Below are 24,342 nucleotides of genomic sequence, written 5' to 3'. Positions count from 1 at the left end.
AGTGTTTTTGGCCGCCGGTATTCGGCGACGGTAGATTCCAGTGCAATCCGGAACGTGCCGCGACCGACGGCTGCGAGATTCTACCAAGGGTATCGGTGAGGGCGGCATGTCGCATCCAATAAACGCGCATGGCATCCCTGAGGACACATCGTCGTGATTGGCAGCGCGTGCGGCCGGCGCTTTGCGTCGCATCGCATGAGAGGACTGACCGCGCAACACACTCGGTGTCGTCCCTGCGAAAGCAGGGATCCATAACCACAAATGCTGATTACTGCGCGATGCTGATACGACGATTCCCGTTCACAACAACCGCCGCGGAGTATGGGTCCCTGCTTTCGCAGGGACGACAGCGGGGTTGAAGCGATTCCCACCAAAATTCGCGATTGCTGGCTGCCTCATCTTCAGGCAATGACGGCCTGCAATGAACAAGAGCTTCGAGGAAACTGCCGCTCGTCTGGCGCCGGCGATCTTTGTCGTGCTGTGGAGCACCGGATTCATCGGCACCAAATACGTCATCAACAATGCGGAGCCGCTGACCTATCTGGCGATCCGGATGGCGTTCGTGGTGGTGGTGATGGCGGTCATCGCCGCGATCGCGCGGCCGAACTGGCCGGACCGGACAGGCATCTTCCACAGCGCGGTCGCCGGCATCCTGGTGCACGGCTTCTATCTCGGCGGCACCGCGATTGCGATCGCGCATTCGGTTCCGGCCGGGCTGTCGGCCTTGATCCCGGGCCTGCAGCCGATCCTGACCTCGACCATTGCCAACCGCTGGCTGGGCGAGCGCGTCACGCCGCTGCAATGGGGCGGGCTGGTGCTCGGCCTCGCCGGCGTCGTCTTGATCCTGCACAACCGGCCAATGACGGGCGAGGCGGGGTGGGGCTGGCTCGCCTCCGGCGTCTCGCTGATCAGTATTACGCTGGGCACGCTCTATCAACGGCGCTATTGCAACCGGATCGACTGGCGCGCCGGCAATCTGGTGCAGTACATCGCGGTGACGATCTTCTTCGGCATCGGCGCCTTTGTGTTCGAGACCAATGTCGTGCATTGGACCGGCGAGTTCGTGCTGGCGCTGGCCTGGCTGGTGTTCGCGCTGTCGATCGGTTCGATCGGGCTGTTGTACTGGCTGATCCGTCACCATGCCGCGACCTCGGTCGCGAGCCTGTTCTATCTGGTGCCGGCGGTGACCGCGCTGATGGCCTACATCCTGTTCGACGAGCGGCTGGATCATGTCGCCATTGCCGGCATGGCCGCCTGCGCCGCGGCGGTGCTGCTGGTCAATCGCCGCGCTTAGTCTTTGCGACGGATCTTCGCGTAAGCTGCAAGCGCGCGTTCGCGCCCCTTTTTGTGATCGACGATCGGCGGCGGGTAGGTCTTGCCGAGCTCGACGCCGGCGCTCGCCAGCTCGATCGGTGTTGCTGTCCAGGGCTGGTGGATCAGGTCGTTGGAGAGCTGCGCGAGCTCCGGCACCCAGCGCCTGACATAGCCGCCGTCGGGATCGAATTTCTTGCCCTGCAGGACCGGATTGAAGACGCGGAAATAAGGCGCGGCTTCGGCGCCGCAGCCCGCGACCCATTGCCAGTTCGCCGGGTTGGAGCCGGCATCGGCATCGACCAGCGTATCCCAGAACCATTGTTCGCCTGTGCGCCAGTCGATCAAGAGGTGCTTGACCAGGAACGAGGCCGCCACCATCCGCACCCGGTTGTGCATCACGCCGCTGTGCCAGAGCTCGCGCATGCCGGCATCGACGATCGGATAGCCGGTGAGTCCGCGCTGCCACGCCTCCAAGGCAAGAGCGTTGCGCCTTCACCGAAAGGCATCGAACTGCTCCTGCAAGTTCCGATCCGCCATGTCGGGGACGTCGAACAGCAGGTGGCGGCAGAATTCGCGCCAGCCGAGCTCGCTGAGGAACTTGTCGATGTCGCCGGCAAGGCGCGAGTCTTCCGCGGCGGCGAAGCGGGCCGCATGCCAGACCTGGCGCGGGCTGATCTCGCCGAAGCGATGCGGCGACAGGCGCGAGGTGCCGTCGCGGTCGGGCCGGTCGCGGTCGCCGGCGTAACCGCTGATCCCCTCGTCGAGGAATCGCTTCAGCCGCGCCTGCGCCGCGGCTTCACCCGGTGTCCAGGTCTCGCGCAGGCCGCCGGCCCAATCCGGCCTGTCAGGCTCGAGCTTCCAATCGCCGAGGGCGTCGCTCGCGATGCCGCGGATGGATGTAAGCTTCTTCGGCGCCGGCAACGGCTTTGGCGGATCGCCGAGGTCTTGTACGCGCCGCCAGAACGGCGTGAACACGCGCAAGGCGCGGTTGTCCTTGTTGCGGATCGCCTTGGGATCGACGAGCAGGTCGCCGCGGAAAATTTGCGAGTCGATGCTGTCACTTGCGAGCGCGGCTTCGACTTCTCTGGCAACGGTCTGATGCGGCGCATGCGCGATGTCGTTCCAGAATACGGCGCGTGCGCCGATTTCGCGCGCCACCGTGGCGATCACCGACGCGGCCGGTCCGGTGCGCAGCACCAGCGATCCGCCTGCCATGGTGAGGCTCTTGCCAAGTGCGCGCAACGACTGCGCCAGCCACCAGCGCGTCGCACCCCCGAGCCGACGTACGGCCGGCGGCATCAATGCACGGCTCTCTTCGTCACGCACATAGAGGCCGACGACCGGCGCGCCGCTTGCCGCTGCCTCATGCAACGCCGGGTGATCCGACAGCCGCAGATCGTCGCGAAACCAGACGATAACAGGCTGTGCGCGGGTCACCCGGACGCAGTGAGCCTGCCGTTACTTCGGCTGCGGCACGATGCGGATGTAGGGCTTCGGTTCTTTCCAGCCCTGCGGATAGATCGTCTTGGCCTCGTCGTTGCTGACCGAGCCTGCGATGATCACGTCCTCGCCCTGCTTCCAGTCGGCAGGGGTGGCGACGCGGTGCTTGGCGGTGAGTTGCAGCGAGTCGATGACGCGCAGGATCTCCTGGAAGTTCCGACCCGTGGTCATCGGATAGACCAGCACCAGCTTAATCTTCTTGTCGGGGCCGATGATGAAGACGTTGCGGACCGTTTGGTTGTCCGCCGGCGTGCGGGTGAGGGGGTCGCCGGACGTCGAGGCAGGCAGCATCTCATAGAGCTTGGAGACGTTGAAGTCGGTGTCGGCGATCAGCGGATAGTTCGGGGCCGCCCCCTGCGTCTCCAAGATATCCTCGGCCCATTTGGCGTGGCGATCCGCAGGATCGACCGAAAGGCCGATCAGCTTGATGCCGCGCTTGTCGAATTCCGGTTTCAGCTTGGCGAGCGCGCCGAGCTCGGTCGTGCAGACCGGGGTGAAGTCCTTCGGATGGGAGAACAGCAGGGTCCAGCTGTTGCCGATCCAGTCATGGAACTTGATCTTGCCCTCAGTGGTCTGGGCTTCGAAGTCCGGTGCGGTCGCGCCAATCGGAAGTGTCATGATTTTACCTCATCTCTTTGAAGTCACAGTTGAATTTGTATTTGAGGCTGTCTGTTCCAGTATAGGACGGGATAAGGCTTAAGTGAACGGGTTCTGAAAAAAGGTGAAACATTTCTCCTTGAGGGTGGAATTCCAAGCAACTTGTTTTGATCCGGATCCCTGCGGCGAAATATCAGCTGCGGCACAAAGGCTTGGAAATGCCCAGATAATGCCGCTTATCGCCGTCATCACGCCGGCCCCGGCTGCCATAGGACTGAACCGTGACGGCGTTTAAAGCGACCAAATAGCAACCATCTAAAAATCTCGGAACGCAAGTTCCGAATCATTAACCACTCGTTTACGCCCGCATGGAAAAGCTGGCCAGAGATAGGAATTGAAAGCTCCCGCAATGTCTACCCCAAGTACCAAGACCGCTGAGCCCCTCAGCGGTGCGTTGCATCCGTCCTGCCGCAAGACCGCCGCCCATGCGCTCACCATCGTGCGCGACGGCGTGATCACCGGCGAAGGCCCGACCACCAAGGGCCGCATCCATTTCTCCCGGTCACTCGATGCCGATGACGCTGCGTGGTGCGCGCGCATCCTGACGGCGGCCGCGGTCGAGCATCAGCCGGTCAGCCGGGCCGAGATCGAGGCGCTGTTCTCGATCAACGAGGCCGCTGCCGAGCGCAGCGATGGCGGCCGGTTCGACGATCTGCTCGCCAAGGCGATCGCCCATCATGCCGCCTCCGAGTCCGGCCTGCCGGTGCCGCCGCGCACGGTGGCGCTGTCGCCCGACACCGAGATCGATCGTTGGGCGCCGAGGCAGGGCGCCAAGATGGACACCAAGGTCCTGGAGTGGATCGCGGGCCAGATGCGCGGTCAGCGCCGCACCGGCCGCGCGCTGGCGGCGATGGTGGCGACGCTGGTCGGCGCGACTGCGCTGCCGCTTGCGGCGCAGCTCCCCAACGTGTTCGACATCGGAATGATGTAAACCATCATCCCGCGTGATTGGAATTCGAGCAGAGCGGCGGGGATTACTTCCCCGCCGTTTTCTGTTTGCCGCCGGTGTCCTCGAGCCCGAGCGTCCGCCCCGGAAACCCGGCCACGTCGAAATAGCGGGTCGAGAGCACGCGCTGGAATTTCAGCACGGTGCGCAGGCCGTTGGCCGACGCCTTCTTCGACATGATGGTGCCCTCGGCCATCTTCGGCACGATGCCGTTCGGCAGCGCCTCCGACATCACCCGGCCGATCAGGCCGCCATTGTTCGGCGCGCGCAGGCCGAGCAGCTGGGCCGCGGTCATGCCGACATCGGCGTTGCTGACCGGCAGCGGATCGACATAGCCCGCCTTGAAGTCGGGGCCGATCGCCGCGGTGAAGTTGAAGGTGTCGCCGCGGCTGAAGCTGCCATGCATGCCCTGGCCCTGGCGCAGCACGGTGTCGGCGACCTGCACCGAGCAGTTGGTCGGGATCTCGCAGCCGCTCGACCAGGAGCGGAAATTGACCACGATCGACGGGTTCGGCGTCACCGCCTTGCCCTTCAGATTGAGGTTCGACATCGGCAGCGTGCCCGGGAAGGTGCCGAGCTTGTCGTCGACAAACAGGCCGCTGACATAGTCCTGCTCGAGCAGCGCCTTGATGACGCGGTCGGCGAGTTTCTTGTCGCGGTTCGGCAGATAAATCAGATCCGAGCCGCCATTGGTCGCGATCACGACGTCAGGCTTGGCCGGATCCTGGCCGAGCACGCCGTTGCCGGCCTTCGGGTGGGCGTTGTCGGCGACCTTCGCGTTCTTGTCGTTGGGGTCGAACAGCGGCAAGTCCAGCGCCTTGGCGAGGTCGATCGCCACAAAGCCCATCGGCAGGAAATCCTTCGGCGTGTCGCTATAGGCGATCTTGGCCGAGGGGCTGGTCTTGCTCTCCTTCGAGATCGTCGAGAAGCCGTGGTCGGAGGAGATCATGATGTTGGTGTCGGCGGAGAGCCCGAGCTCGTCGAGCGCCTTGCGCAGCTGGGCGAGGTTGTTGTCGGCGTTCCTGATGCCGGCCATCGAGGTCGGGCCGTTGATGCCGGGGGTGATGGTGTTGAGGCTGTCGCCGGTATTGTGCTGGCTGCCGTCCGGATCGCGCGACCAGAACACCAGCACGAACGGCTTGTTGCGCGCCTTGAACATCGGCAGCACGACCTTGGTCGCGACATCGGCCATGTAGGCCTGCTGCGCGACGTTGGCGACGGTGGTGCCGGGTGTCTTGGCGTCGCCCGCCTTGGCGTTGTCGCCGCGGCTCGGGGTGGCGAGCGGCAGGCCGGCCTTGGTCAGCGCCTCCTTCACCTCGTCGGAGAGCGGCACGCCGGTCTTGCCGCCGGTGGAATCGTCGACCACGATCGTGTTCTTGCCGCGATCGGTGTGGTCGAACAGCAGGGTCGGGCCGACCTTGCCGATGGCGGCGGTGCTGAAACCCTGGCCGCGGGCCATCTTCAGCAGCGTCTCCTCGTTGAGGTAGTCGCCGTTGAAGTGATCGTCGACGTCGGCGAGCACCGCGTCGTTCTCGATGAAGGGGACCACGGTGTCGCCGGCGGGCACCGAGGTGTAGCCGGTATAGATCGTGTTGGAGAAGGTGCCGGTGTCGCCGAGATAATGGCCGGTCGACAGCGCCGAGCTGTTCGCCATGGTGAAGGTCGGGAACAGCGAGTGCGAATTCTTGAAGTTGACGCCCTTGTCGCGGATCTCGGCCATGGCCGGTGCCGTCTCCGGCGTCACGATGCCGCCGCGCAGGCCGTCGGGGACGAACAGGATGAGGTTACGGGGCTTGGCGTTCTGCGCCGAGGCGGCGCCCGCCGAAAGCGCGATCATGCTCGCGGCCAGTAAGGTAATGGCACGACGCATAGTGTTATTCCCCCTGATGAAGCCCCGCGGCAGCCCGCCGCAGCCCTCGTTTAGTTTTGCCATATGACAGAAATGTTACAGCGCTTGTTCGGCGCTGTAACGGCCGGATTTTTCGCGCGGACTGCCGGTCAACACGCCGTCATTCCGCAGGCTGAATCGCGGTTCTCTCATTGCGCGCAGCGCTGCCGGCATGCCCGTACCGGGCATAGAGCGCCGGCAGCACGGCAAGCGTCAGCAGGGTCCCGCTGATCAGGCCGCCGATCACGACGGTGGCGAGCGGCTTCTGCACCTCGGCACCGGTGCCGGTGGCGAACGCCATCGGCACGAAGCCGAGCGAGGCCACCAATGCGGTCATCACCACGGGGCGGAAGCGGGTGAGGGCGCCTTGCTCGATGGCTTCCCGCATCGGCACGCCGCGCTCGCGCAACTGCCGGACGAAGCTCAGCATCACGAGCCCGTTCAGCACCGCAACGCCCGACAGTGCGATGAAGCCGACCGCCGCCGAGATCGAGAACGGCATGCCCCGCAGCCATAGCGCGGCGATGCCGCCGGTGAGCGCCAGCGGCACCGCGCTGAACACCAGCAGCGCATCGCGGGCCGAGCCCATCGCCGCCAGCAGCAACAGGAAGATCATCGCAAAACAGGCCGGCACCACGACGGCCAGGCGCTGTCGCGCCGCCGCGAGATTTTCCGACTGGCCGCCCCAGGTCATCCAATAGCCCGGCGGCAGCTGCACTGATTGCGCGACTTTTGCCTGGGCTTCCTCGACCGCCGAGCCGAGATCGCGGCCGCGAACGTTGGCTGTCACCACGATGCGGCGCTTGCCGTTCTCGCGGCTGATCTGGTTCGGCCCTTCGGTGAAGGAGAACTGGGCGACGCGGTTGAGCGGCAGGCTCTGCACCGGCGAACTCGGCGTCGCCTTCGGCAACGCGACCGGCAAATTGCTCAGCGCCTCGAGATCGGAGCGCACGGTCTCCGGCAATCGCACCACGATGTCGAAGCTGCGATCGCCCTCGTAGACGACGCCGGCATCCTGACCGCCGACGGCGGCGCCGATCACGTCCTGCACGGCCGAGACGCTGAGGCCGCGCCGGGCAATCGCCGCCTTGTCGACCTTGATCTCGAGCACGGGCAGGCCGCCGGCCTGTTCGACCTTGACGTCGGTCGCGCCGCGCACGCTGCGCAGCGCGGCGGCAATCTGGTTGGCGGCTTTCTGCATCGGCCCGAACTCGTCACCGAATACCTTGACCGCGATGTCGCCGCGAACGCCGGCGAGCAGTTCGTTGAAGCGCATCTGGATCGGCTGGGTGAATTCATAGACGTTGCCGGGCAGCCGGCCGACCGCCTTCGAGATGTCCTCGATCAGTTGCTCCTTGGTCAGCGATGGGTCCGGCCACTGCTCGCGCGGTTTCAGGATGATGAAGGTGTCGGACGCGTTCGGCGGCATCGGATCGCTCGCCACCTCCGCGGTGCCGGTCTTGGAGAAGACGAACGACACCTGCGGAAAGCGGCTGACGGCCTTCTCGACCGACAGCTGCATCGCCTGCGACTGTGACAGCGCCGTGCTCGGAATCCTGAGCGCGTGCATGGCGATGTTCTTCTCGTCGAGCGAGGGGATGAACTCCTGGCCGAGGCGGAAGAACCCGAACAGGGCGGCCGCGAACAGCACGACCGCTACCGCGATGACCGGGATAGGCGTTGCAACCGCGCGCCGGAGCAGCGGGCTGTAGCAGCGCTTCAGCGCCGCGACGAGCCGGTTTTCCTGCTCCTGCACGCGGCCAGTGATGCCGATCGCGATCAGCGCCGGAACCAGCGTCAGCGACAGCACGAAGGCGGCCGCGAGCGCAAGGATCACGGTCAGCGCCATCGGCTCGAACATCTTGCCTTCGATACCGGTGAAGGTCAGCAGCGGCACATAGACCAGGAGGATGATGGCCTGGCCATAGAGGCTCGGCTGGACCATTTCCACGGCGGACGCCCGCACCGTCGCCAGCCGTTCGTCGCGCGTCAGCACGCGGCCAAGCGCATGCTGCTTCTCGGCGAGGTGACGCAGACTGTTCTCGGTGATGATCACGGCGCCGTCGACGATCAGGCCGAAATCCAGCGCGCCAAGGCTCATCAGATTGGCGCTGATACGGCCCTGCCACATGCCGATCGCCGTCATCAGCATCGCGACCGGGATCACCAGCGCCGTGATCAATGCCGCGCGGAAATTGCCAAGCAGCACGAACAGCACGGCGATGACGAGCAGTGCGCCTTCACTGAGGTTGCGCGCCACGGTGCCGATCGTCGCATCGACCAGTTGGGTGCGATCCAGCACCGTCTTGACCTCGATGCCGGCCGGCAAGGACGGCATGATTGTCCGCAGTTTGGCGTCGACCGCGGCCGACACGGTTCGGCTATTGGCGCCGATCAGCATCAGCGCCGTGCCGACCACGACCTCGCGGCCGTTCTCGCTGGCGCTGCCGGTGCGCGTCTCGCCGCCGATCGAAAGCGTCGCGAGGTCGCGGATCCGGACCGGGACCCCGCCGCGGGTGGTGACGACGACGGCGCCGAGCTCGTCGATGTTCTCGAGCCGGCCGCCGGAGCGCACGACGAAGCCTTCGCCGTTGCGCTCGATGTAGCGCGCACCGCGGCTGACATTGTTGGTCTCGATCGCCTTGGCAACGTCGGCAAAGGTGAGGCCGAGCGCGATCAGCTTCGCCGCATCGGGATGGACCTGATACTGCTTGAGGTATCCGCCGATCGTGTCGACGCCGGCGACGCCAGGCACCATCTTGATCTGCGGCTTGATGATCCAGTCCTGTACGGTGCGCAGATAGGCGTCCTTCTCGACCTCGCTCTGCAGCATCTGGCCGTCCGCCGTCAGGAAGCGGCCGTCGCTTTGCAGGCCCGGCGCGCCGTCGGCCTGCACCTTCTGCCCGGAATAATGGACGGTCCACATGTAGATTTCGCCAAGGCCGGTCGAGGTCGGGCCGATCCGCGGCTCGATGCCTTGCGGCAGGCGCGCGCGGACTTCGGTCAGGCGCTCGCCGACCTGCTGGCGGGCGAAATAGATGTCGGTGGCCTCGCTGAACACCGCCGTGATCTGCGAGAAGCCGTTGCGCGAGAGCGAGCGTGTGCTCTCGAGTCCCGGCGCGCCGGCCAGGGCCGTCTCGATCGGGAAGGTGATCTGCTTCTCGATTTCCGCCGGCGACAGCGCCGGAGCCACGGTGTTGATCTGGACCTGCTTGTTGGTGATGTCGGGCACTGCGTCGATCGGCAGCCTGGACAGCGCAAGGCCCCCGAGGAACATCAGGATCGCCGCCAATGTGACGACCACCCAGCGCCGCTGGATCGCAAGACCAATGATGCGCTCAATCATGGTCGTGCTCCGCCTCGTCCTTCTCGAACTCCGCCTTCAGCGTGAAGGTGTTCTGCACCGCGATGGTCTCGCCGGCTGACAGGCCGGCAACGATCTCGATATCGTCGTCGTCCTCGCGGCCGGTGCGCACCGATCTCGCCTCGAAGCCGTCGGCATCGCGCACGAACACGGTCGGCGTTCCTTTGATGGTTTGAAGCGCCTTCTTCGAGACGATCACGGTCGACGGCGCACCTGACAGCGGGACCTCCGCGGTGACGAAGGTGCCCGGCTTCCAGCGGTGGTCCTTGTTGGGCATGGTCGCGATCACGCGCGCGTTGCGGGTCTCGCGGTCGAGCAGGGGGCTGACGAAGATCACGCCGGCATTGGCTTCATCCTCGGTGCCGATGGCGCGGATTTTCACCGAAACGCCTTCGCGAACCGCGCCGATGTCTTCGGGGGAGACCGCGAGGTCGACCCAGATGTCATCGAGATTTACGATGACAAAGAGCTCGCTCTCCTGGCCCTCGCGCCCGATCAATCCGCCGAGGTCGACACGCCGTTCGGACACCCGGCCGCTGATCGGCGCGCGCAAAAACTGCGTCCGCAGGCTCTCCGGGGGCTGGTTCGGCAGATCGGCAATCTCGCTCTCCGAGAGGCCCAGCGCAAACAGCTTCTGCCGGGCGCCGTCGAGCTTGATCTGGGCATCATTCGCGGTCAGCCGCGTCCGCAGGAACTCGTTCTCCGACACGATGCGGGTCTCGACCAGCGTCTTCTGCCGCGCGTAGAGGGTCTGCTGCAGATCGTTGGTGAGACGCGCGGCGAGGTACTCGCTCTTGGCGTCGGCCACCTCGCGGCTTTCGATCGCGGCGACGATCTCGCCCTTCTCGACGACATCGCCGAGGCGCTTGCGCAGCTCCGTGACCGTCGCAAGCACGCGCACCGAGACCCGGCCGATGTGATCCGCATCGGGGATCAGCGATCCCGGCGCGAGGAAATGCCGCTTCAGCATGCCGCCGCTGGCTTGCGCGAACGTGATGCCGGCTTCGCGAACCTGGTCTTCGCTCAGCTCGATATGTCCGGGGGCCTCGTGCCGGGCCTCGGTCTTTGTGTCTGTCGTCGCAGTCTCCTGCGTCGCGGCCGGGAACCTGACCGGCCAGCCGATCCATCCGGCCGCCACAACGACCAGTGCAATGCCGGCGGCCACGCCGGCGAAAAATAGAACAACCCGTTTCATATGCGCCTCTCCGCAGCGCAGGCCTATGGCCCTGCGCTGTCGCGACATCGATCTGTGCGGAAGCGTGCGCTGGCTAATGGCAGCAGCGCACGGCCGGTCATGCCGACCGGATCAGGCGCGGGGTGGCTTGAAGGGAGAGAGGCGGTCGGCCGAAGCGGGCAGCTCAGTGTTGCTGTGGCCATAGCTATGCGGCGCATAGGCGATCGGGAACGCGGTCTCCTGAGGAGCCACGGACGCGACGTGCGTCAGGCAATGGTCGCCGTGAGGCGAGGCCGGATGCGCTGGAGCCTTGCCGCCGGCGCCGGCGTCGTTGATCGACTGTGCGATCGAGAAGCCGGGAGCCGCGTCGGCATCGCCGTCGGAGGTCCAGCCGTGGAAGAACGACAGCACCAGCGCGAGCGAAATCAGTCCCGCAAGCAGGCTGCGCCAGCGGCGCGATCCCGTTGCGTGAGGAGAAGACTGAATCATGGTGCGCGAAGCGTCCATGGGGCCTACTTAGCGCCGTGCCCGCGCGCATTCAAGTTCGGGTCCGCGACAGATTGGCCGTGGATACTATAACGTTACGCGCGGTCTGCGGTTCGGCGCGTCAACCATCGGCGCGCCGCGACGACCGCCCAGATCGCTTCGACGAGGCCGAACGGCCAGGCGCCCTGCAGGAAACCGTAGGCTGAGCCGAGCGCGCAGGAGACAGCGAAGGCCAGGATGAACCAGGGGCTGCGATCTTCGGCCGCATAGCAGACGAGCATCATGGTCACGGCGAATAACCCGAACAGCGTCAGCGCATCCATTCCGCAGCAGAACTCCTGTTGTAACGCTGTTGATATCTGAGCATGCTTGGGATGGAATATCCATCCAGCGTCGCCGCCCTAAAGGGACTGCACCATGAAGCGCACGCATGTTCACGTCGCCGTCAAGGACATCCCGCAATCGGTCGGCTTCTACTCGGCGCTGTTTGGGGCCGACCCGACGGTCGTGAAATCCGATTATGCCAAATGGATGCTCGACGATCCCCGCGTCAACTTCGCGATCTCGACCCGCGGCCGCGAACCGGGCCTGGACCATCTCGGCATTCAGGTCGAGAGCGCTGAAGAGCTCGGCGAATTGTATGGACGGCTGCGCAGGGCCGGCGGCGAGGTCATCGAGCAGGGCCAGACGGTGTGCTGCTATGCCAAGTCCGAGAAGTCGTGGATCGACGATCCCGCGGGGATTGCCTGGGAGACGTTCCATACGACCGGTGAGAGCATCGTCTATGGCGACGGCACCGGCGAGCGGACCGCGCGTGTCGCGCACGAGAAGCAGGAAGACAGACAGAGCGCGTGTTGTGCTCCACACCCCAGGCCGCGCCGCCCGGGGCCTCGGCTTGCTGCAACTCGTGAGCATGGAGCGGCCGAGGGGCCGGTTGCGCGCGAGTCCACGCTGGCCTTAACCGTCCGATAACTGATTTTCCTAACCACCCCTTGGGTTGTGTTCCCGTACAAGGGCATCCACAGGGGCAGGAAAATGTCGGTTGTCTCAACGAGCAGCGTGCCGGAATACCGGCGGCTGTCGATCAAAGGTGTGTTGCGCGCCAGCAGGATGGGCGCCATCCAGTGGCTCGTCCTGAGTGCCGCGCTGCTGGTGCTCGCCATCACGCTTGGCACCGGCTATCTCGCGCTGCAGTTTCGCGAGCGCGCACTGGAGATGTCCGAGCGCGAGCTCAACAACACCGCGCTGCTGCTGTCGCGGCATTTCGACCAGCAGCTTACCGACCTCCAGCATGTCCACGACGACATCGTGAATTATCTGCGGGCCGAGCAGGTCGAGACCGCCGATCAGTTCGAAAAGAACATGTCGCTCTTGAGCGCGCACGAGATGCTGCGCACGCGGCTGGCGGCGCTGCCGCATGTCGGCGGGCTCAATCTGTTCAACGCCAAGGGATGGCTGATCAACTCATCCGAGATGTGGCCGGTGCCCGACATCAGCGTCGCGGACCGGCGCTATTTCCAGGAGTTCACCTCGGGACGCCCGACCTCGCCCGTGATCGTCGAGCCCGCAATGAGCAAGGTGAGCGGCAACTGGACCACGATCCTTGCGCGCAAGATCACCGGGCGCAACGGCGAGATCATCGGCTTCGCCAGCCGCGGCGTCGAGCCGAGCCATTTCGAGGATTTCGTGGCCTCGCTGGCACTGAGCGGCGACACCGTGATTTCGATGATCCACCGCGACGGCACCATCATCGCACGCTATCCGCAGGATGCCGGCGTGATCGGCCGCAACATCATCAACCTGCCGGTGTTCCAAAAGGTCATCAGCTTTGGCGGCAACACGTCGGGACGGTTCGTTGGCGCTTCAGGCGAGGAGAACGTCGGTGCGGTCAGATCGCTGTCGCATTTTCCAATCCTGATCCTCGCCACCACGAAAACATCGAGCGCGCTGGAGGACTGGCGCGCCCAGACCAAACTCCAATTCTGCGCAGCCGTGCTGGCGGTCCTGATCATCAGCTTCGCGGTCTTCCTGATCGTCCGCCAGCTGCAGCGGCAGCACGATGCGGCAAGCCGCCGCCTGTCCGAGAAGAGCCAGCACCTCGACACCGCGATCAACACCATGACGCAGGGGCTGCTGTTGTTCGATGCCTCGGCGCGGCTCGTGATCTGCAACCAGCAATATATCGACATGTTCGGCCTTTCGCCTGATGTCGCAAGGCCAGGCTGCCATCTGCGCGACCTGATCCTGCATCGCCAGGCGATCGGCTCGTTCGTCGGCGACGTCGATGAGTACTGCGCCCGCTTCACAAACCCGAGGGACGATGAGGTCCGGGACTCCGTGATCATGACGCCGGACGGTCGCAGCATCCGCCTGATCTACAAGCGTGCGCCCGACGGCGGCTGGGCCACCACGCTCGAGGACGTCACCGACGGGCGGCGTGCGCAGGCGCGGATCGAGTATCTCGCGCATTACGATGCGCTGACCAATCTGCCGAACCGGACGCTGTTCCAGCGCCACGCGGAAGGGCTGCTGCTCGAGGCCGCCACGCGCGAGTTCGCCATCCATTACATCGATATCGACGAGTTCAAGCGGATCAACGACACGCTGGGCCATCTGATCGGCGATGAGTTCCTGCGGCGCGTCGCCGAGAAGCTGCGTCAGTCGGTCGGGTCGAACGACTTCATCGCGCGGCTCGGCGGCGACGAGTTCGCGATCGTCCAGCACGACATCACCTCGGACGAGGACGTCAGCGACCTGGTCGCGCGCATCTATCAGTCGCTGCGCACACCGTTCGACTGCCTCGGCCATCATTTGTCGAGCGACGCCAGCATCGGCATTGCGATCGCCCCGCGCCACGGCTCCGACCTGTTCCGCCTGCTCAAATGTGCCGACCTTGCGATGTACGCCGCCAAGGCGGCGGGCCGCAGGACCCATCGCTTCTTCGATCCGGCGATGGAGGCGCAAGCCAATCTGCGCCGCGCGCTGGAGGCCGATTTACGCACCGCGCTGGCCGAGGGCGGCTTCGAGCTGCACTACCAGCCGCTGGTCGATCTGCGCAGCGACGAGGTGACCGGCTGCGAGGCGTTGCTGCGCTGGCGGCACCCCATGCGCGGCATGATCTCGCCGGCGGAATTCATACCGGTTGCCGAGGAGACCGGGCTGATCGAGGAGATCGGGCAGTGGGTGCTGCGCACCGCCTGCATCGAGGCGGCAGCCTGGCCGGCGCATGTGCGCGTCGCGGTCAACGTCTCGCCGATCCAATTCAAGTCGGAGACGCTGGCGCTGAAGGTTGCGCATGCGCTTGCCGAGAGCGGGCTCGATCCGCGCCGGCTCGAGCTCGAGATCACCGAGGCGGTGCTGATCGCCGACGACGATGCGGCGCTGGTCACGCTCGGCCAGCTCCGCGCGCTCGGTGTCCACATCGCGCTCGACGATTTCGGCACCGGATACTCGTCGCTGCAATACCTGCAGCGCTTCCCGTTCGACAAGATCAAGATCGACCGCAGCTTCGTCAAGGAAGTGACCCGCAACAGCGGCTCGGCCTCGATCATCCGCGCCGTGGTTTCGATCGCAGCCGACCGCAACATGATCACCACCGCCGAGGGCGTCGAGACCGACCAGCAGCGCGACACCGTGCAGATGCTCGGCTGCACGCAGATGCAGGGCTACCTGTTCAGCAGGCCGGTTCCTGCGCGGGACCTGCGGACGCTGCTCGCGGCCGACAGCGTCGCCGCCTGAGCGGCTGCCGATCCGGTCCGTCAGGAACAATCGTCGCCGTCTCCGATTGAGGGTGAAAGCTCTTGAGAGAAGAGGCGGTCCATGAAAAGCAAGCTCGTGTCCGATGCGCCCAGCGCGCAGGTTTACGTCGTCGTGCTCGATAGCGGCGAGGAAGCGTTCGGCGCGCTGACGAAATTCGTCAATGATGCGAAGGTGACGGCGGCATCGCTCACCGCGATCGGCGCGTTCGAGCGGGCAACCGTCGGCTGGTTCGATTTCGCATCCAAGAGCTATCGGAAGATCGAGATCAACGAACAGTGCGAGGTGCTGTGCGCGCTCGGCGACATCGCGACCGGCGACGACGGCAAGGCCAGCCTGCACATGCACATCGTGCTCGGACTGTCGGACGGATCGACCCGCGGCGGCCATCTGCTTGCCGGCATCGTCCGCCCGACGCTGGAGGTTGTGGTCACGGAAGCCCCCGCCAGGCTTCGCCGGCGGAAGCGGCCCGAGCTCGGCATCGCCCTGATCGATCCCGCCGCGACCGCCTGACGCTTTCCGTCGAAAAGTTCCTAGAAATCGACCTGCCGACGCTGGGGTGCGGAACCGAAGCCGTGGAACCGAGTTCCCTTGCGGGGCTCGACCGGCAGGCGATCAATGAAAACCGCAGCAACGTCCGCGGCCATGCTGCTGTTTGCCTCGTGCATGGCAAACGCAGAGAGTGGCCTAGCGTCCTATTATCGTGGCATCGGCAAGAGTGGCGAGATGACCTGCGCGCATCGCAAGCGACCATTCGGCAGCATGATCACCGTCTCCTATCTGGGAAAATCGATCCGGTGCCGCGTCAATGACCGCGGTCCGTTCGTTCGTGGGCGGATCATCGATGTGTCTACCACGGCGGCCCGCGCGCTCGGCATCCTTCAGCTCGGCGTCGCGCATGTTGTGATCCAGTAGGGCGCGGCCCGCGGCGGGATCAGGGCTTGGAAGCGGTCGCCCGCTGTTCGACGATCGCCTTGCGGAGCGTCCGTGACAGTGCCTCGACCGAATAGGGCTTCTGGATCAGCTCGAAGCCGCTGTGCGCATTCTCGGCGAGCACGTTGCTGTAGCCGCTGGTCAGCACCACCGGCAGACCGGGAAAGCGATCGCGGATGATTCCGGCGAGCTCGACGCCGTTCATGCCCGGCATGATCACGTCGGAGAACACAAGGTCGGCGGCGAACTCGTTCTCCGAGAGGATCGAGAGCGCGGCATTGGCATTGGCCGCGCGCTTGACTGAATAGCCGAGATCCTCGAGCAGCTCGGTGGAGAACTGGCCGACATCATCGTTATCCTCCACCACGAGGACGCGATAGCCGCGGCCGATCGAAGCCTGCTCGGTGCCCGCGCGGGCTGCGACCTTGGCGTCCGCCGGGCGCATCGCGTGCGGCAGATAGATGGTGAAGGTCGCACCGTGCCCGGGCGTCGAGGTGACCTCGATGTCGCCGTCGGATTGCTTGACGAAGCCGAAGGCCTGGCTCAATCCGAGACCCGTTCCCTTGCCGACCTCCTTGGTCGTGAAGAACGGCTCGAAGATCGCGTCGAGATTTTCCGGCGAGATGCCGGTGCCGGTGTCCTGGATCGAGACCGTGACGAAATCGCCGCTGCGCGAGGCCTGGGCGCGCAGGGCAGGGATATTCTTGACCTTCCGGACGCCGATCGTCAGCTGGCCTTCGCCGCTCATGGCATCGCGGGCGTTGACCGCGAGATTGAGTAGCGCGGTCTCGAACTGGCCGATGTCGGCGATCGCAAAGCAGTCGGGATCCTCGATCCTGACCTCGATGTGAATCCGCGCGCCGACCAGCGGGCGGATCAGCTGCGTCACGCTGTCGACCTGCGTCCCGACATTGAACACTTCCGGATTGAGCGGTTGCCTGCGCGCAAATGCCAATAGCTGCGCGGTGAGCTTGGAGGCCCGCTCCACGGTCTCGGAGATCGCGTCGATATAGCGGCGGCGCCGGTCATCCGGCAGCTCGCGACGGCGCAGGAAGTCGGTCGCGGAGCGAATGATGGTGAGCAGGTTGTTGAAATCATGCGCGACGCCGCCGGTGAGCTGGCCGACCGCTTCCATCTTCTGCGATTGCCGCAGGGCCTCCTCGCCGCGGCGCCGTTCGGTGATGTCGACGGCCTCCGGCACGGCGCCGACGATTGTGCCGTGCTGGTCCTGCAGCGGCCGCATCGCGAAATCGAAATAGCGTTCGCCGATCGGCAGGCGCAGCTGCATCTCGATCTTGACTTCCTCGCCGCGCATCACAGTCGCAAAGGCATTCTGGATCACGCGCGGCATGCCCTCGGTCGCGGCGAACCACGGCGTGTCCCAGAACGGCTTGCCGACGACGTCGGCGGCATCGGTACAGATGCCGGCCAGCGCCGTCTGGTTGGTGTAGAGCAGGCCGCCATCGCGGTTGAGCAGCATCTGGTATTGGTGGCTGGTTTCCAGGATCGCGCGCGTCTGCGCTTCGCGGGATTCGAGCTGCGCGGTGCGTTCCAGGATGCGCCGCTCCAGCGACTCGTTGAGCTTGCGAAGCTCGATCTCGGCTTCCTTGGCCGCCGTGATGTCGTGAGCGACGCCGATAAAGCCGATGTGCTTGCCGTTCGGGTCCCAGCGCGGCTGCGATTCCGAGCGCAGCCAGCGCCAATCGCCTGCGGCGTTCCGATAGCGGGCCTCGAGCACGAATGGCTTCAGCGAGAGCTCGCCGGTGATCTGCTCCTGCAGGATTTGCGGCAGGTCATCCGGATGCAGCGCCTTGCGCCAGTCGAACACGATCGCTTCCTCGAACGGCAGTCCAAGGAAGTCGAGATAGGCCTGGTTGGCAAAGGAGCGGGTGCGGTCGAGCTTGGTCACCCAGATCGGCACCGGCGCGCTGTCGGCGATCAGGCGGAAGCGCTCTTCGCTCTCGCGCAGGGTCTCCTGCGCCAGCATCTGATCGGTGACGTCGAGATCGGCGCCGACCAGCCGCAGCGCACGGCCGCTGCGGTCGCGCTCGATCTTGGCGACGACGCGGATCCAGCGGCTCTCGCCGTCGTTCGGGCGGATGATGCGGTATTCGGCCGTGTAGTCTTCGCCGCCAGCCTTGAGCACGCCGAACAGGTGCCGGATCGTGCGCTCGCGGTCCTCGGGGTGGATGCGCGCGACCCAGTTCTCATAGGTCTCGTTGACCTCTTCGGGCGGCAGCCCATGCACCAGGAGATATTCGGGAGAGCGGCGGTTGCGCACGCCGTCGCGGAAATCGATCTCGAGTCCGCCGACCCGCGCGATGCGCTGGATCCGCGCCAGCTCCGCCTCGCGCTCCTGGAGCTCGCGATGGGCGCGATCGCGTTCGCGCGCGATCTCCTCAAGATGCTGCCGCAGCCGTTCGGCTGCCGCAGCTTCGGGAAGCACATCAGCGGGATCGGATGGGGTCATACGCGCCGGCAACCTCTCGGTGCAGTCTCACACAGGACGAGGCGGCTTTGCCAGCTTGATTTATCGCGATCACTTGCCCTTCACTGGTTCTTCACTTGCCACTCACTTGGCTTTGGGCGGCCGGCAATTATAGGCCCGGCGGAACCCGGCGGCCTGTGCATCCTCCTCGGTGCAGAACCAGCGATCCGGATTGCCGAGGCCCGGGTAACTGCGGCACGCCTGCAGGTGGTAGATGCCGACATTGCCGGTGACGCGGGCCCGCACGGCGTACTTGCCCTTGATGTTGCAGCTGGCCGGCATCGGCAGGTCGTCGGGGAAGAGCGCGTTGCGGATCTGCGTGTCACGGTCGGCGGGGCAGGCGTTGCCGAGCAGGGCGCTGTCCTTCCTGGCCGTACGAAAATCGCGCGGCGCCACGAAGCAGCCCTTCCAGAGCCCGGCGCGATTGTCCTTGGCGGTGGCTTCATCCGGCTTGAATCGGCCAGTGGCCGAGTTTTCGACATTGAGAGCATAGCCTTTCTGGACCAGCACCTGGCTGAGGCTGGTCGGGTCGCCCTCGATCTTGCAGACGCCGAGGCGGCGCTTCTTGAAAGTCGGATCGACGCCGATATCGTCGCAGTGAACCTGCTTGCCGCCGATCAGTCTGGTCAGCTGGTCGCGCGCCTCGATCCCGCAGGTCCAGACGTCGGCGTGCTCGTCGATGCAGAGCTGATCGACCGCCGGCGCGTCGATGCCGTCGAGCCGATAGGTTGTGTTGCCGAGCTGAACGGTGCCGGCGTCCTTGATGATCGCTGACGCCGCGGGGCCAGCGGTGGCGGGCAGGCCAGGGATTGCAGACAGGCAGGTCAGGAGAAGCGTCGTGGCGACGGGATTTCGAAACCGCATTTTTTCACTTCAGATCTTTGGCGGGCAGCCAAACTTCTAGCACAAGCCGGTACGATCCAACCAAGGACTGTTCGTGAACAGGGGCGTGCGCACCGTCACGTCCCGATCGGCATTCCGCGACGTAGAACGGCCGGACATTGCCATCGAAGGGATGCGCATGGCCGAGTTCATCATCAACGTCCTTGCCGAAATCGTCACCGACATCTGGAGCCTGCAATGTCTCGCGCGCTGGCGGCGGAAGAGACAGGCGGCTCGGGAGACCCGATCAAAGATCCGATTGACTTGATGAGAACAAAATAGGAACATGATGCGCCACCTGAATCCCGGATACCCCATGATGTCTGCACGGCCCGAATCTGACGACGATGACGGGCTGGAGGCCGCTGTCGATCAGGCCATTTCCGCCTGCGGCGGCAATCTGCGCGCCACCATCCGGGCGCTGATCGTGGCCAATGAATTCCTGGAGAACGAGGTCAGCGAACTGATGAAAGCCGTCGCGAAGGCGCATTCGCGTGGCCGCTTCAAGACCTATTCGGGCTGAAGTACCCCTCAGGCTACCGCCGAGGATTTGGCCGAGGATTTGGCCGAGGATTTGGCCAAGCATCGGGCAGGACGTGCATTAGACCGTTGCCTCCGGGGCAATTTGCTGTACCACGGAGTGGTTACGCCCAATCGCCCGTGCCAGATTGCGCGGGGAGGAATCCTGCCAAAGCCCAAGTCCTAAGAAGCCCAAGCAAGAAGAGCATGTTCAAGAAAATTCTGATCGCCAACCGCGGCGAGATCGCCTGCCGGGTCATCAAGACTGCGCGCCGTATGGGGATTGAGACGGTTGCCGTCTATTCCGAGGCCGACCGCGATGCGCTGCATGTCGAGATGGCCGATGAGGCCGTGTTGATCGGCCCGCCCGCCGCAGCCGAGAGCTATCTTCTGATCGACAAGATCGTCGAGGCCTGCCGCAAGACCGGCGCGCAGGCGGTGCATCCCGGCTACGGCTTCCTGTCCGAGCGCGAGGCGTTTCCGCGCGCGCTGGAAGCCGCCGGCATCGTCTTCATCGGCCCGAACCCCGGCGCCATCGCCGCGATGGGCGACAAGATCGAATCCAAGAAGGCCGCTGCCAAGGCCAAGGTCTCGACCGTGCCGGGTCATCTCGGCGTCATCGAGGACGACAAGCACGCCGTCCAGATCGCCGACGAGATCGGCTACCCCGTGATGATCAAGGCCTCCGCCGGCGGCGGCGGCAAAGGCATGCGCATCGCACATTCGAAGGCGGAGGTCGCCGAAGGCTTCAACCTCGCCAAGGCCGAGGCGAAGTCGTCGTTCGGCGACGACCGCGTCTTCATTGAGAAGTTCATCGTCGATCCCCGGCACATCGAGATCCAGGTGCTCGGCGACAAGCATGGCAACGTGATCTATCTCGGCGAGCGCGAGTGCTCGATCCAGCGCCGCAACCAGAAGGTCATCGAGGAGGCGCCGTCGCCGCTGCTCGACGAGACCACCCGCCGCAAGATGGGCGAGCAGGCGGTCGCGCTGGCGAAGGCGGTGAACTACGATTCGGCCGGCACCGTGGAATTCGTCGCCGGCCAGGACAAGAGCTTCTACTTCCTGGAGATGAACACCCGCCTGCAGGTCGAGCATCCTGTCACCGAATTGATCACCGGCATCGACCTCGTCGAGCAGATGATCCGCGTCGCCGCCGGCGAGAAGCTCGCGATCGCGCAGAAGGACGTGACGCTGACCGGCTGGGCGGTGGAATCCCGCGTCTATGCCGAGGATCCGTTCCGCAACTTCCTGCCGTCGATCGGGCGCCTGGTGAAATACCGTCCGCCGGCCGAGGCCAGCCATGACAGCATCACGATCCGCAACGATACCGGCGTGCAGGAGGGCGGCGAGATCTCGATCCATTACGATCCGATGATCGCCAAGCTTGTCACCCACGCCCCGTCGCGCGCCGCAGCGATCGAGGCGCAGGCGACCGCGCTCGACGCGTTCTATGTCGACGGCATCCGGCACAACATTCCGTTCCTGTCGGCCTTGATGAACCACCCGCGCTGGCGCGAGGGCCGGCTCTCGACCGGCTTCATCGCGGAAGAGTTCCCCAAGGGATTTTCGGCGCGCGCGCCCGAGGGCGAGATCGCGCGGCGGCTGGCCGCGGTCGGCGCCGCCATCGACCACGTGCTGGGCGAACGCAAGCGGCAGATCTCCGGCCAGATGGGCGGCCGCGTGGTGCTGCGCGAGCGCCGCCGCGCGGTGTGGCTCGACCGCGCCGAGATCGCGCTCGACGTCGCGCGCGAGGGTGACGCCATCGCGGTGCGCTTCATCGGCGCTGACGGGCTGCCCGGCAATCCGCACAATCTGGTGTCGGGCTGGGTGCCGGGCGAGCCGGTCTGGCAGGGCACCGTCGACGGCAACTTTGTCGCCGTGCAGGTGCGGGCGATCAACAACGGCTTCCGCCTCGCGCATCAGGGTTTTGAGGTCCCGGTCTATGTCTTCACCGAGACCGAGGCGACCTCGGCGCGGCTGATGCCGGTGGTCTCGGCCGCCGACACCGGCAAGAAGTTGCTGTGCCCGATGCCCGGTCTCGTGGTGTCGATCGCGGTGACCGAGGGGCAGGAGGTCAAGGCCGGCGAGACCCTGGCGGTGGTCGAAGCCATGAAGATGCAGAACGTGCTGCGCGCCGAGCGTGACGGCACGGTCAAGAAGATCCACGCCGCCCCCGGCGCTACGCTTGCGGTCGACGCGCTGATCCTGGAGTTCGCCTAAGAAGCTCCACCTTCGAAGGCTTCGGCGATCAAAGTGTCGCCGGGCCTTTGCAAGGACGAACAAGGAGTCACCAAGATGGCCTTCCGCAAACGCCGCGAAGCACTGCGATCGATTCTGAGCGGATCAGCCTGCATTCGCCCGGGCTCGGTCTATGACGCGACCTCGATCCGGATTGCGGACGATCTCGGCTTCGAGCTCGGCATGTTCGGCGGCTCGGTGGCCTCGCTCGCCGTGCTCGGCGATCCCGATATTGCGCTGATCACGCTGACCGAATTCGCCGAGCAGATACGCCGCATGTCGCGTGCGTCGATGCTGCCGGTGCTCGTCGATGCCGATCACGGTTACGGCAACGCGCTCAATGTCCGTCGCACCGTGCAGGAGGTGGAGGCCGCTGGCGCCGCCGGCCTCACCATCGAGGACACGCTGCTGCCGCAAGCGTTCGGCCAGGCCAAGACCCAGCTGATCTCGCTGGAAGAAGGTGTCGGTAAGATGAAGGCCGCGCTTGACGGCCGCAGCGATCCGACGCTCGTCATCCTGGGCCGGACCGGTGCCGCCTCGATCACTGATCTCGACGATGCGATCGCTCGCGCCAGGGCCTATGAGGCGGTCGGCGTCGATGGCTTGTTCTTCACCGGCATCAAATCGCGCGGCGATTTGGAGGCGCTCTCGGCCGCGACGACGCTGCCGATCGTGCTCGGCGGCGCGCCGGAGGAGATGACCGCGCTCGACTATCTGGCGAGCCGGCGCGTCAGGATCGCGCTGCAGGGCCACGCGCCATTCGCGGCCGCAACCCAGGCGGTCTATGAGACGCTGAAGGCGCTGCGCGAAGGCACCTCGCCGAAGAACCTCAGGGGCATTGCCTCGTCCGAACTGACCGGCCGCGTCATGCGCGAGGCGGAGACCAAGGCGCGCAGCGGCGAGTTCCTCGGTCTGAAAAAATGAGCGGCGTGATCCGCCACGTCACCATCAGCGGTCGCGTCCAGGGCGTCGGCTATCGCGCCTGGGTCGACGAGCAGGCAAACTCACGCGGCCTCGAAGGCTGGGTCCGCAATCGCCGCGACGGCAGCGTCGAGGCGGTGTTTGCCGGCCCCGACGACGTCGTCACTGACGTGATTGCGGCATGCAACCGCGGTCCGTTCTCGGCGCGCGTCGCTGCCGTGCACGCCGCATCAGGCAACTCCGATCTTTTGAACCAGCGCCGGGCAGGGGAGCGTTTCTCGGTCCTGCCGACGATCTGAAGCGCGTCGTTACGCGACCGCTGAGATCACCAGCGCCTGAATCCGGCCTTCGATCGCGCCGCTGCCGAACCGGCGCGCGAGCGCCGATGCGGCGTGCTCGGTCGCAGCATCAAGGCCGATACCGCCGCGCGCCTCGATCTCGCCGCGGAGCGGTGATCCCTGGCAAAAGCCGATCGCAGGATCATGCGGCGCATTCGCCCGGCTTTGCAGCCGGACGTCGTCGATCTCGATCTTGCTGAAGCCCGCGGCTGCAAGGTCGGCCCGGATCGGGTCGGCTGCGTAGTGGCCATAAGGCGTGCGCGCCAGGAAGCGCGGCGGATCGGCCGGAAAGACCTCCGCCAATGCCTGGGTCACCACGTCGGCAAACTCGTTGTCTTCGATGCGACCCCACATGCTGAACAGGAAACGGCCGCCCGGCTTCAGCACACGGCGAGCCTCCGAATAACCCTTCGGTTTGTCGGGGAAGAACATCGCGCCGAATTGGCAGGCGACGACGTCGAAGCTCGCATTGTCGAACGGCAGGTTCAGTGCATCGGCCTGCCGCCAGGTGATTGCGGTTCCGCCCGGCATCTGTGACTTTGCTCGTTCGAGCATCGGTTCATTCAGGTCGGTCGCCACGATCCTGGTGTTGCAGCCGAGCGCGGACGCCAGCGCGCGGGTGACGGCACCGGTGCCGGTTGCCGTCTCAAGCAGGTCGCGCGGGCCAAGAACCTTGGCGCGTTGCGCCAGATCGCGTGCGTAGGGTTCGAAAATCATCGGCACGAGAAGCCGGTCGTAAAGCTCTGGAATGGACCCAACGAACTCCTTGTCGGACGCTGGCATGCGCAATCTCCATTGCGGCCGTGACGCGGGCAATCCGGTGCACGGCCCAAAATCATCCACCCGGATCAGCTTGGACGAAGAGCTCGGGGGCGACAAAGGAAAACTCCTCACCTGTGACGAACGGCATTCGCCGGGCATCGGGTAGGTCAGGA

Annotated in this window: 20 protein-coding genes and 1 pseudogene; 11 read left to right on the top strand and 10 right to left on the bottom strand. The window is 65.3% G+C overall.

Annotated features, from left to right (window positions below; all coding sequences use genetic code 11):
• Window positions 1-421: 421 nt before the first annotated feature.
• Entirely contained in the window at window positions 422-1,294 is an 873-nt protein-coding gene (locus tag ACE10X_RS25260; protein WP_018272064.1) for a DMT family transporter, read from the top strand.
• Here ACE10X_RS25260 and ACE10X_RS25255 read toward each other — a convergent pair.
• Window positions 1,291-2,709, bottom strand: a pseudogene (locus ACE10X_RS25255) (cryptochrome/photolyase family protein). The gene ACE10X_RS25260 and the pseudogene ACE10X_RS25255 sit on opposite strands and share 4 nt — an antisense overlap.
• A gap of 63 nt (window positions 2,710-2,772) precedes the next feature.
• Window positions 2,773-3,432 (bottom strand): peroxiredoxin, encoded by a 660-nt coding sequence (locus ACE10X_RS25250; protein WP_016844449.1) that lies wholly within the window; start codon window positions 3,430-3,432, stop codon window positions 2,773-2,775.
• A gap of 388 nt (window positions 3,433-3,820) precedes the next feature.
• Here ACE10X_RS25250 and ACE10X_RS25245 point away from each other — a divergent pair, with 388 nt between their 5' ends.
• Window positions 3,821-4,402: a hypothetical protein gene (locus ACE10X_RS25245; protein WP_038385848.1), complete on the top strand. Its 582-nt coding sequence runs from the start codon at window positions 3,821-3,823 to the stop codon at window positions 4,400-4,402.
• Between the two features lie 43 nt (window positions 4,403-4,445).
• Here ACE10X_RS25245 and ACE10X_RS25240 read toward each other — a convergent pair whose 3' ends face one another.
• The 5 genes from ACE10X_RS25240 to ACE10X_RS25220 form a co-directional block, all read right to left on the bottom strand.
• A complete protein-coding gene (locus tag ACE10X_RS25240) occupies window positions 4,446-6,287 on the bottom strand; it encodes an alkaline phosphatase family protein (protein WP_038385847.1) in 1,842 nt (613 codons plus the stop codon).
• Window positions 6,288-6,426: 139 nt separating this feature from the next.
• The gene (locus ACE10X_RS25235) at window positions 6,427-9,651 is read right to left on the bottom strand and encodes an efflux RND transporter permease subunit (RefSeq protein WP_375763015.1); all 3,225 of its coding nucleotides are present in this window, start codon (window positions 9,649-9,651) and stop codon (window positions 6,427-6,429) included.
• On the bottom strand, window positions 9,644-10,864 hold the full coding sequence (locus tag ACE10X_RS25230) for an efflux RND transporter periplasmic adaptor subunit (RefSeq protein ID WP_038385856.1): 1,221 nt from the start codon (window positions 10,862-10,864) through the stop codon (window positions 9,644-9,646). The genes ACE10X_RS25235 and ACE10X_RS25230 overlap by 8 nt, the downstream gene beginning before the upstream one ends.
• A 111-nt stretch (window positions 10,865-10,975) precedes the next feature.
• The gene (locus tag ACE10X_RS25225; RefSeq protein WP_038385845.1) at window positions 10,976-11,350 is read right to left on the bottom strand and encodes a hypothetical protein; all 375 of its coding nucleotides are present in this window, start codon (window positions 11,348-11,350) and stop codon (window positions 10,976-10,978) included.
• Between the two features lie 74 nt (window positions 11,351-11,424).
• Window positions 11,425-11,652: a hypothetical protein gene (locus ACE10X_RS25220; protein ID WP_038385844.1), complete on the bottom strand. Its 228-nt coding sequence runs from the start codon at window positions 11,650-11,652 to the stop codon at window positions 11,425-11,427.
• A 94-nt stretch (window positions 11,653-11,746) separates the two neighbouring features.
• Here ACE10X_RS25220 and ACE10X_RS25215 point away from each other — a divergent pair, with 94 nt between their 5' ends.
• From ACE10X_RS25215 to ACE10X_RS25200, 4 genes are all read left to right on the top strand, one after another.
• Window positions 11,747-12,301 (top strand): ArsI/CadI family heavy metal resistance metalloenzyme, encoded by a 555-nt coding sequence (locus tag ACE10X_RS25215; RefSeq protein WP_080583409.1) that lies wholly within the window; start codon window positions 11,747-11,749, stop codon window positions 12,299-12,301.
• A gap of 63 nt (window positions 12,302-12,364) precedes the next feature.
• Window positions 12,365-15,067 (top strand): EAL domain-containing protein, encoded by a 2,703-nt coding sequence (locus ACE10X_RS25210; RefSeq protein ID WP_304557817.1) that lies wholly within the window; start codon window positions 12,365-12,367, stop codon window positions 15,065-15,067.
• Window positions 15,068-15,148: 81 nt separating this feature from the next.
• The gene (locus ACE10X_RS25205; RefSeq protein WP_038385834.1) at window positions 15,149-15,598 is read left to right on the top strand and encodes a PPC domain-containing DNA-binding protein; all 450 of its coding nucleotides are present in this window, start codon (window positions 15,149-15,151) and stop codon (window positions 15,596-15,598) included.
• Between the two features lie 105 nt (window positions 15,599-15,703).
• Window positions 15,704-16,000, top strand: coding sequence for a septal ring lytic transglycosylase RlpA family protein (locus ACE10X_RS25200; RefSeq protein WP_038385833.1), 297 nt, complete (start codon window positions 15,704-15,706; stop codon window positions 15,998-16,000).
• 19 nt (window positions 16,001-16,019) lie between these two features.
• Here ACE10X_RS25200 and ACE10X_RS25195 read toward each other — a convergent pair whose 3' ends face one another.
• A complete protein-coding gene (locus ACE10X_RS25195) occupies window positions 16,020-18,488 on the bottom strand; it encodes a PAS domain S-box protein (protein ID WP_038385832.1) in 2,469 nt (822 codons plus the stop codon).
• 102 nt (window positions 18,489-18,590) lie between these two features.
• Window positions 18,591-19,370: a thermonuclease family protein gene (locus ACE10X_RS25190; RefSeq protein WP_038385831.1), complete on the bottom strand. Its 780-nt coding sequence runs from the start codon at window positions 19,368-19,370 to the stop codon at window positions 18,591-18,593.
• 85 nt (window positions 19,371-19,455) lie between these two features.
• On the opposite strand from ACE10X_RS25190, the gene ACE10X_RS25185 reads away from it, so the two are divergent.
• The 5 genes from ACE10X_RS25185 to ACE10X_RS25165 all read left to right on the top strand — a co-directional run bounded on the left by ACE10X_RS25185 (window position 19,456) and on the right by ACE10X_RS25165 (window position 23,368).
• On the top strand, window positions 19,456-19,656 hold the full coding sequence (locus tag ACE10X_RS25185) for a hypothetical protein (RefSeq protein ID WP_157788024.1): 201 nt from the start codon (window positions 19,456-19,458) through the stop codon (window positions 19,654-19,656).
• A 48-nt stretch (window positions 19,657-19,704) separates the two neighbouring features.
• Complete coding sequence (locus tag ACE10X_RS25180; RefSeq protein ID WP_016840474.1) at window positions 19,705-19,911, top strand: hypothetical protein; 207 nt, start codon at window positions 19,705-19,707, stop codon at window positions 19,909-19,911.
• Between the two features lie 203 nt (window positions 19,912-20,114).
• A complete protein-coding gene (locus ACE10X_RS25175) occupies window positions 20,115-22,130 on the top strand; it encodes an acetyl/propionyl/methylcrotonyl-CoA carboxylase subunit alpha (protein WP_038385830.1) in 2,016 nt (671 codons plus the stop codon).
• Window positions 22,131-22,205: 75 nt separating this feature from the next.
• Window positions 22,206-23,072 carry an oxaloacetate decarboxylase gene (locus ACE10X_RS25170; RefSeq protein WP_038385842.1) on the top strand — a complete coding sequence of 289 codons (867 nt, stop codon included), beginning with the start codon at window positions 22,206-22,208 and terminating at the stop codon, window positions 23,070-23,072.
• Entirely contained in the window at window positions 23,069-23,368 is a 300-nt protein-coding gene (locus ACE10X_RS25165) for an acylphosphatase (protein WP_038385829.1), read from the top strand. Before ACE10X_RS25170 ends, ACE10X_RS25165 begins: the two co-directional genes overlap by 4 nt.
• A 9-nt stretch (window positions 23,369-23,377) precedes the next feature.
• On the opposite strand, the gene ACE10X_RS25160 is transcribed toward ACE10X_RS25165, so the two are convergent.
• Window positions 23,378-24,190: a class I SAM-dependent methyltransferase gene (locus tag ACE10X_RS25160; protein ID WP_038385828.1), complete on the bottom strand. Its 813-nt coding sequence runs from the start codon at window positions 24,188-24,190 to the stop codon at window positions 23,378-23,380.
• Between the last annotated feature and the right edge of the window lie 152 nt (window positions 24,191-24,342).

This window comes from Bradyrhizobium sp. Pha-3, from assembly GCF_042258325.1.
GTDB lineage: Bacteria > Pseudomonadota > Alphaproteobacteria > Rhizobiales > Xanthobacteraceae > Bradyrhizobium > Bradyrhizobium elkanii.
This window is presented reverse-complemented; position numbering and strand designations above follow the sequence as displayed.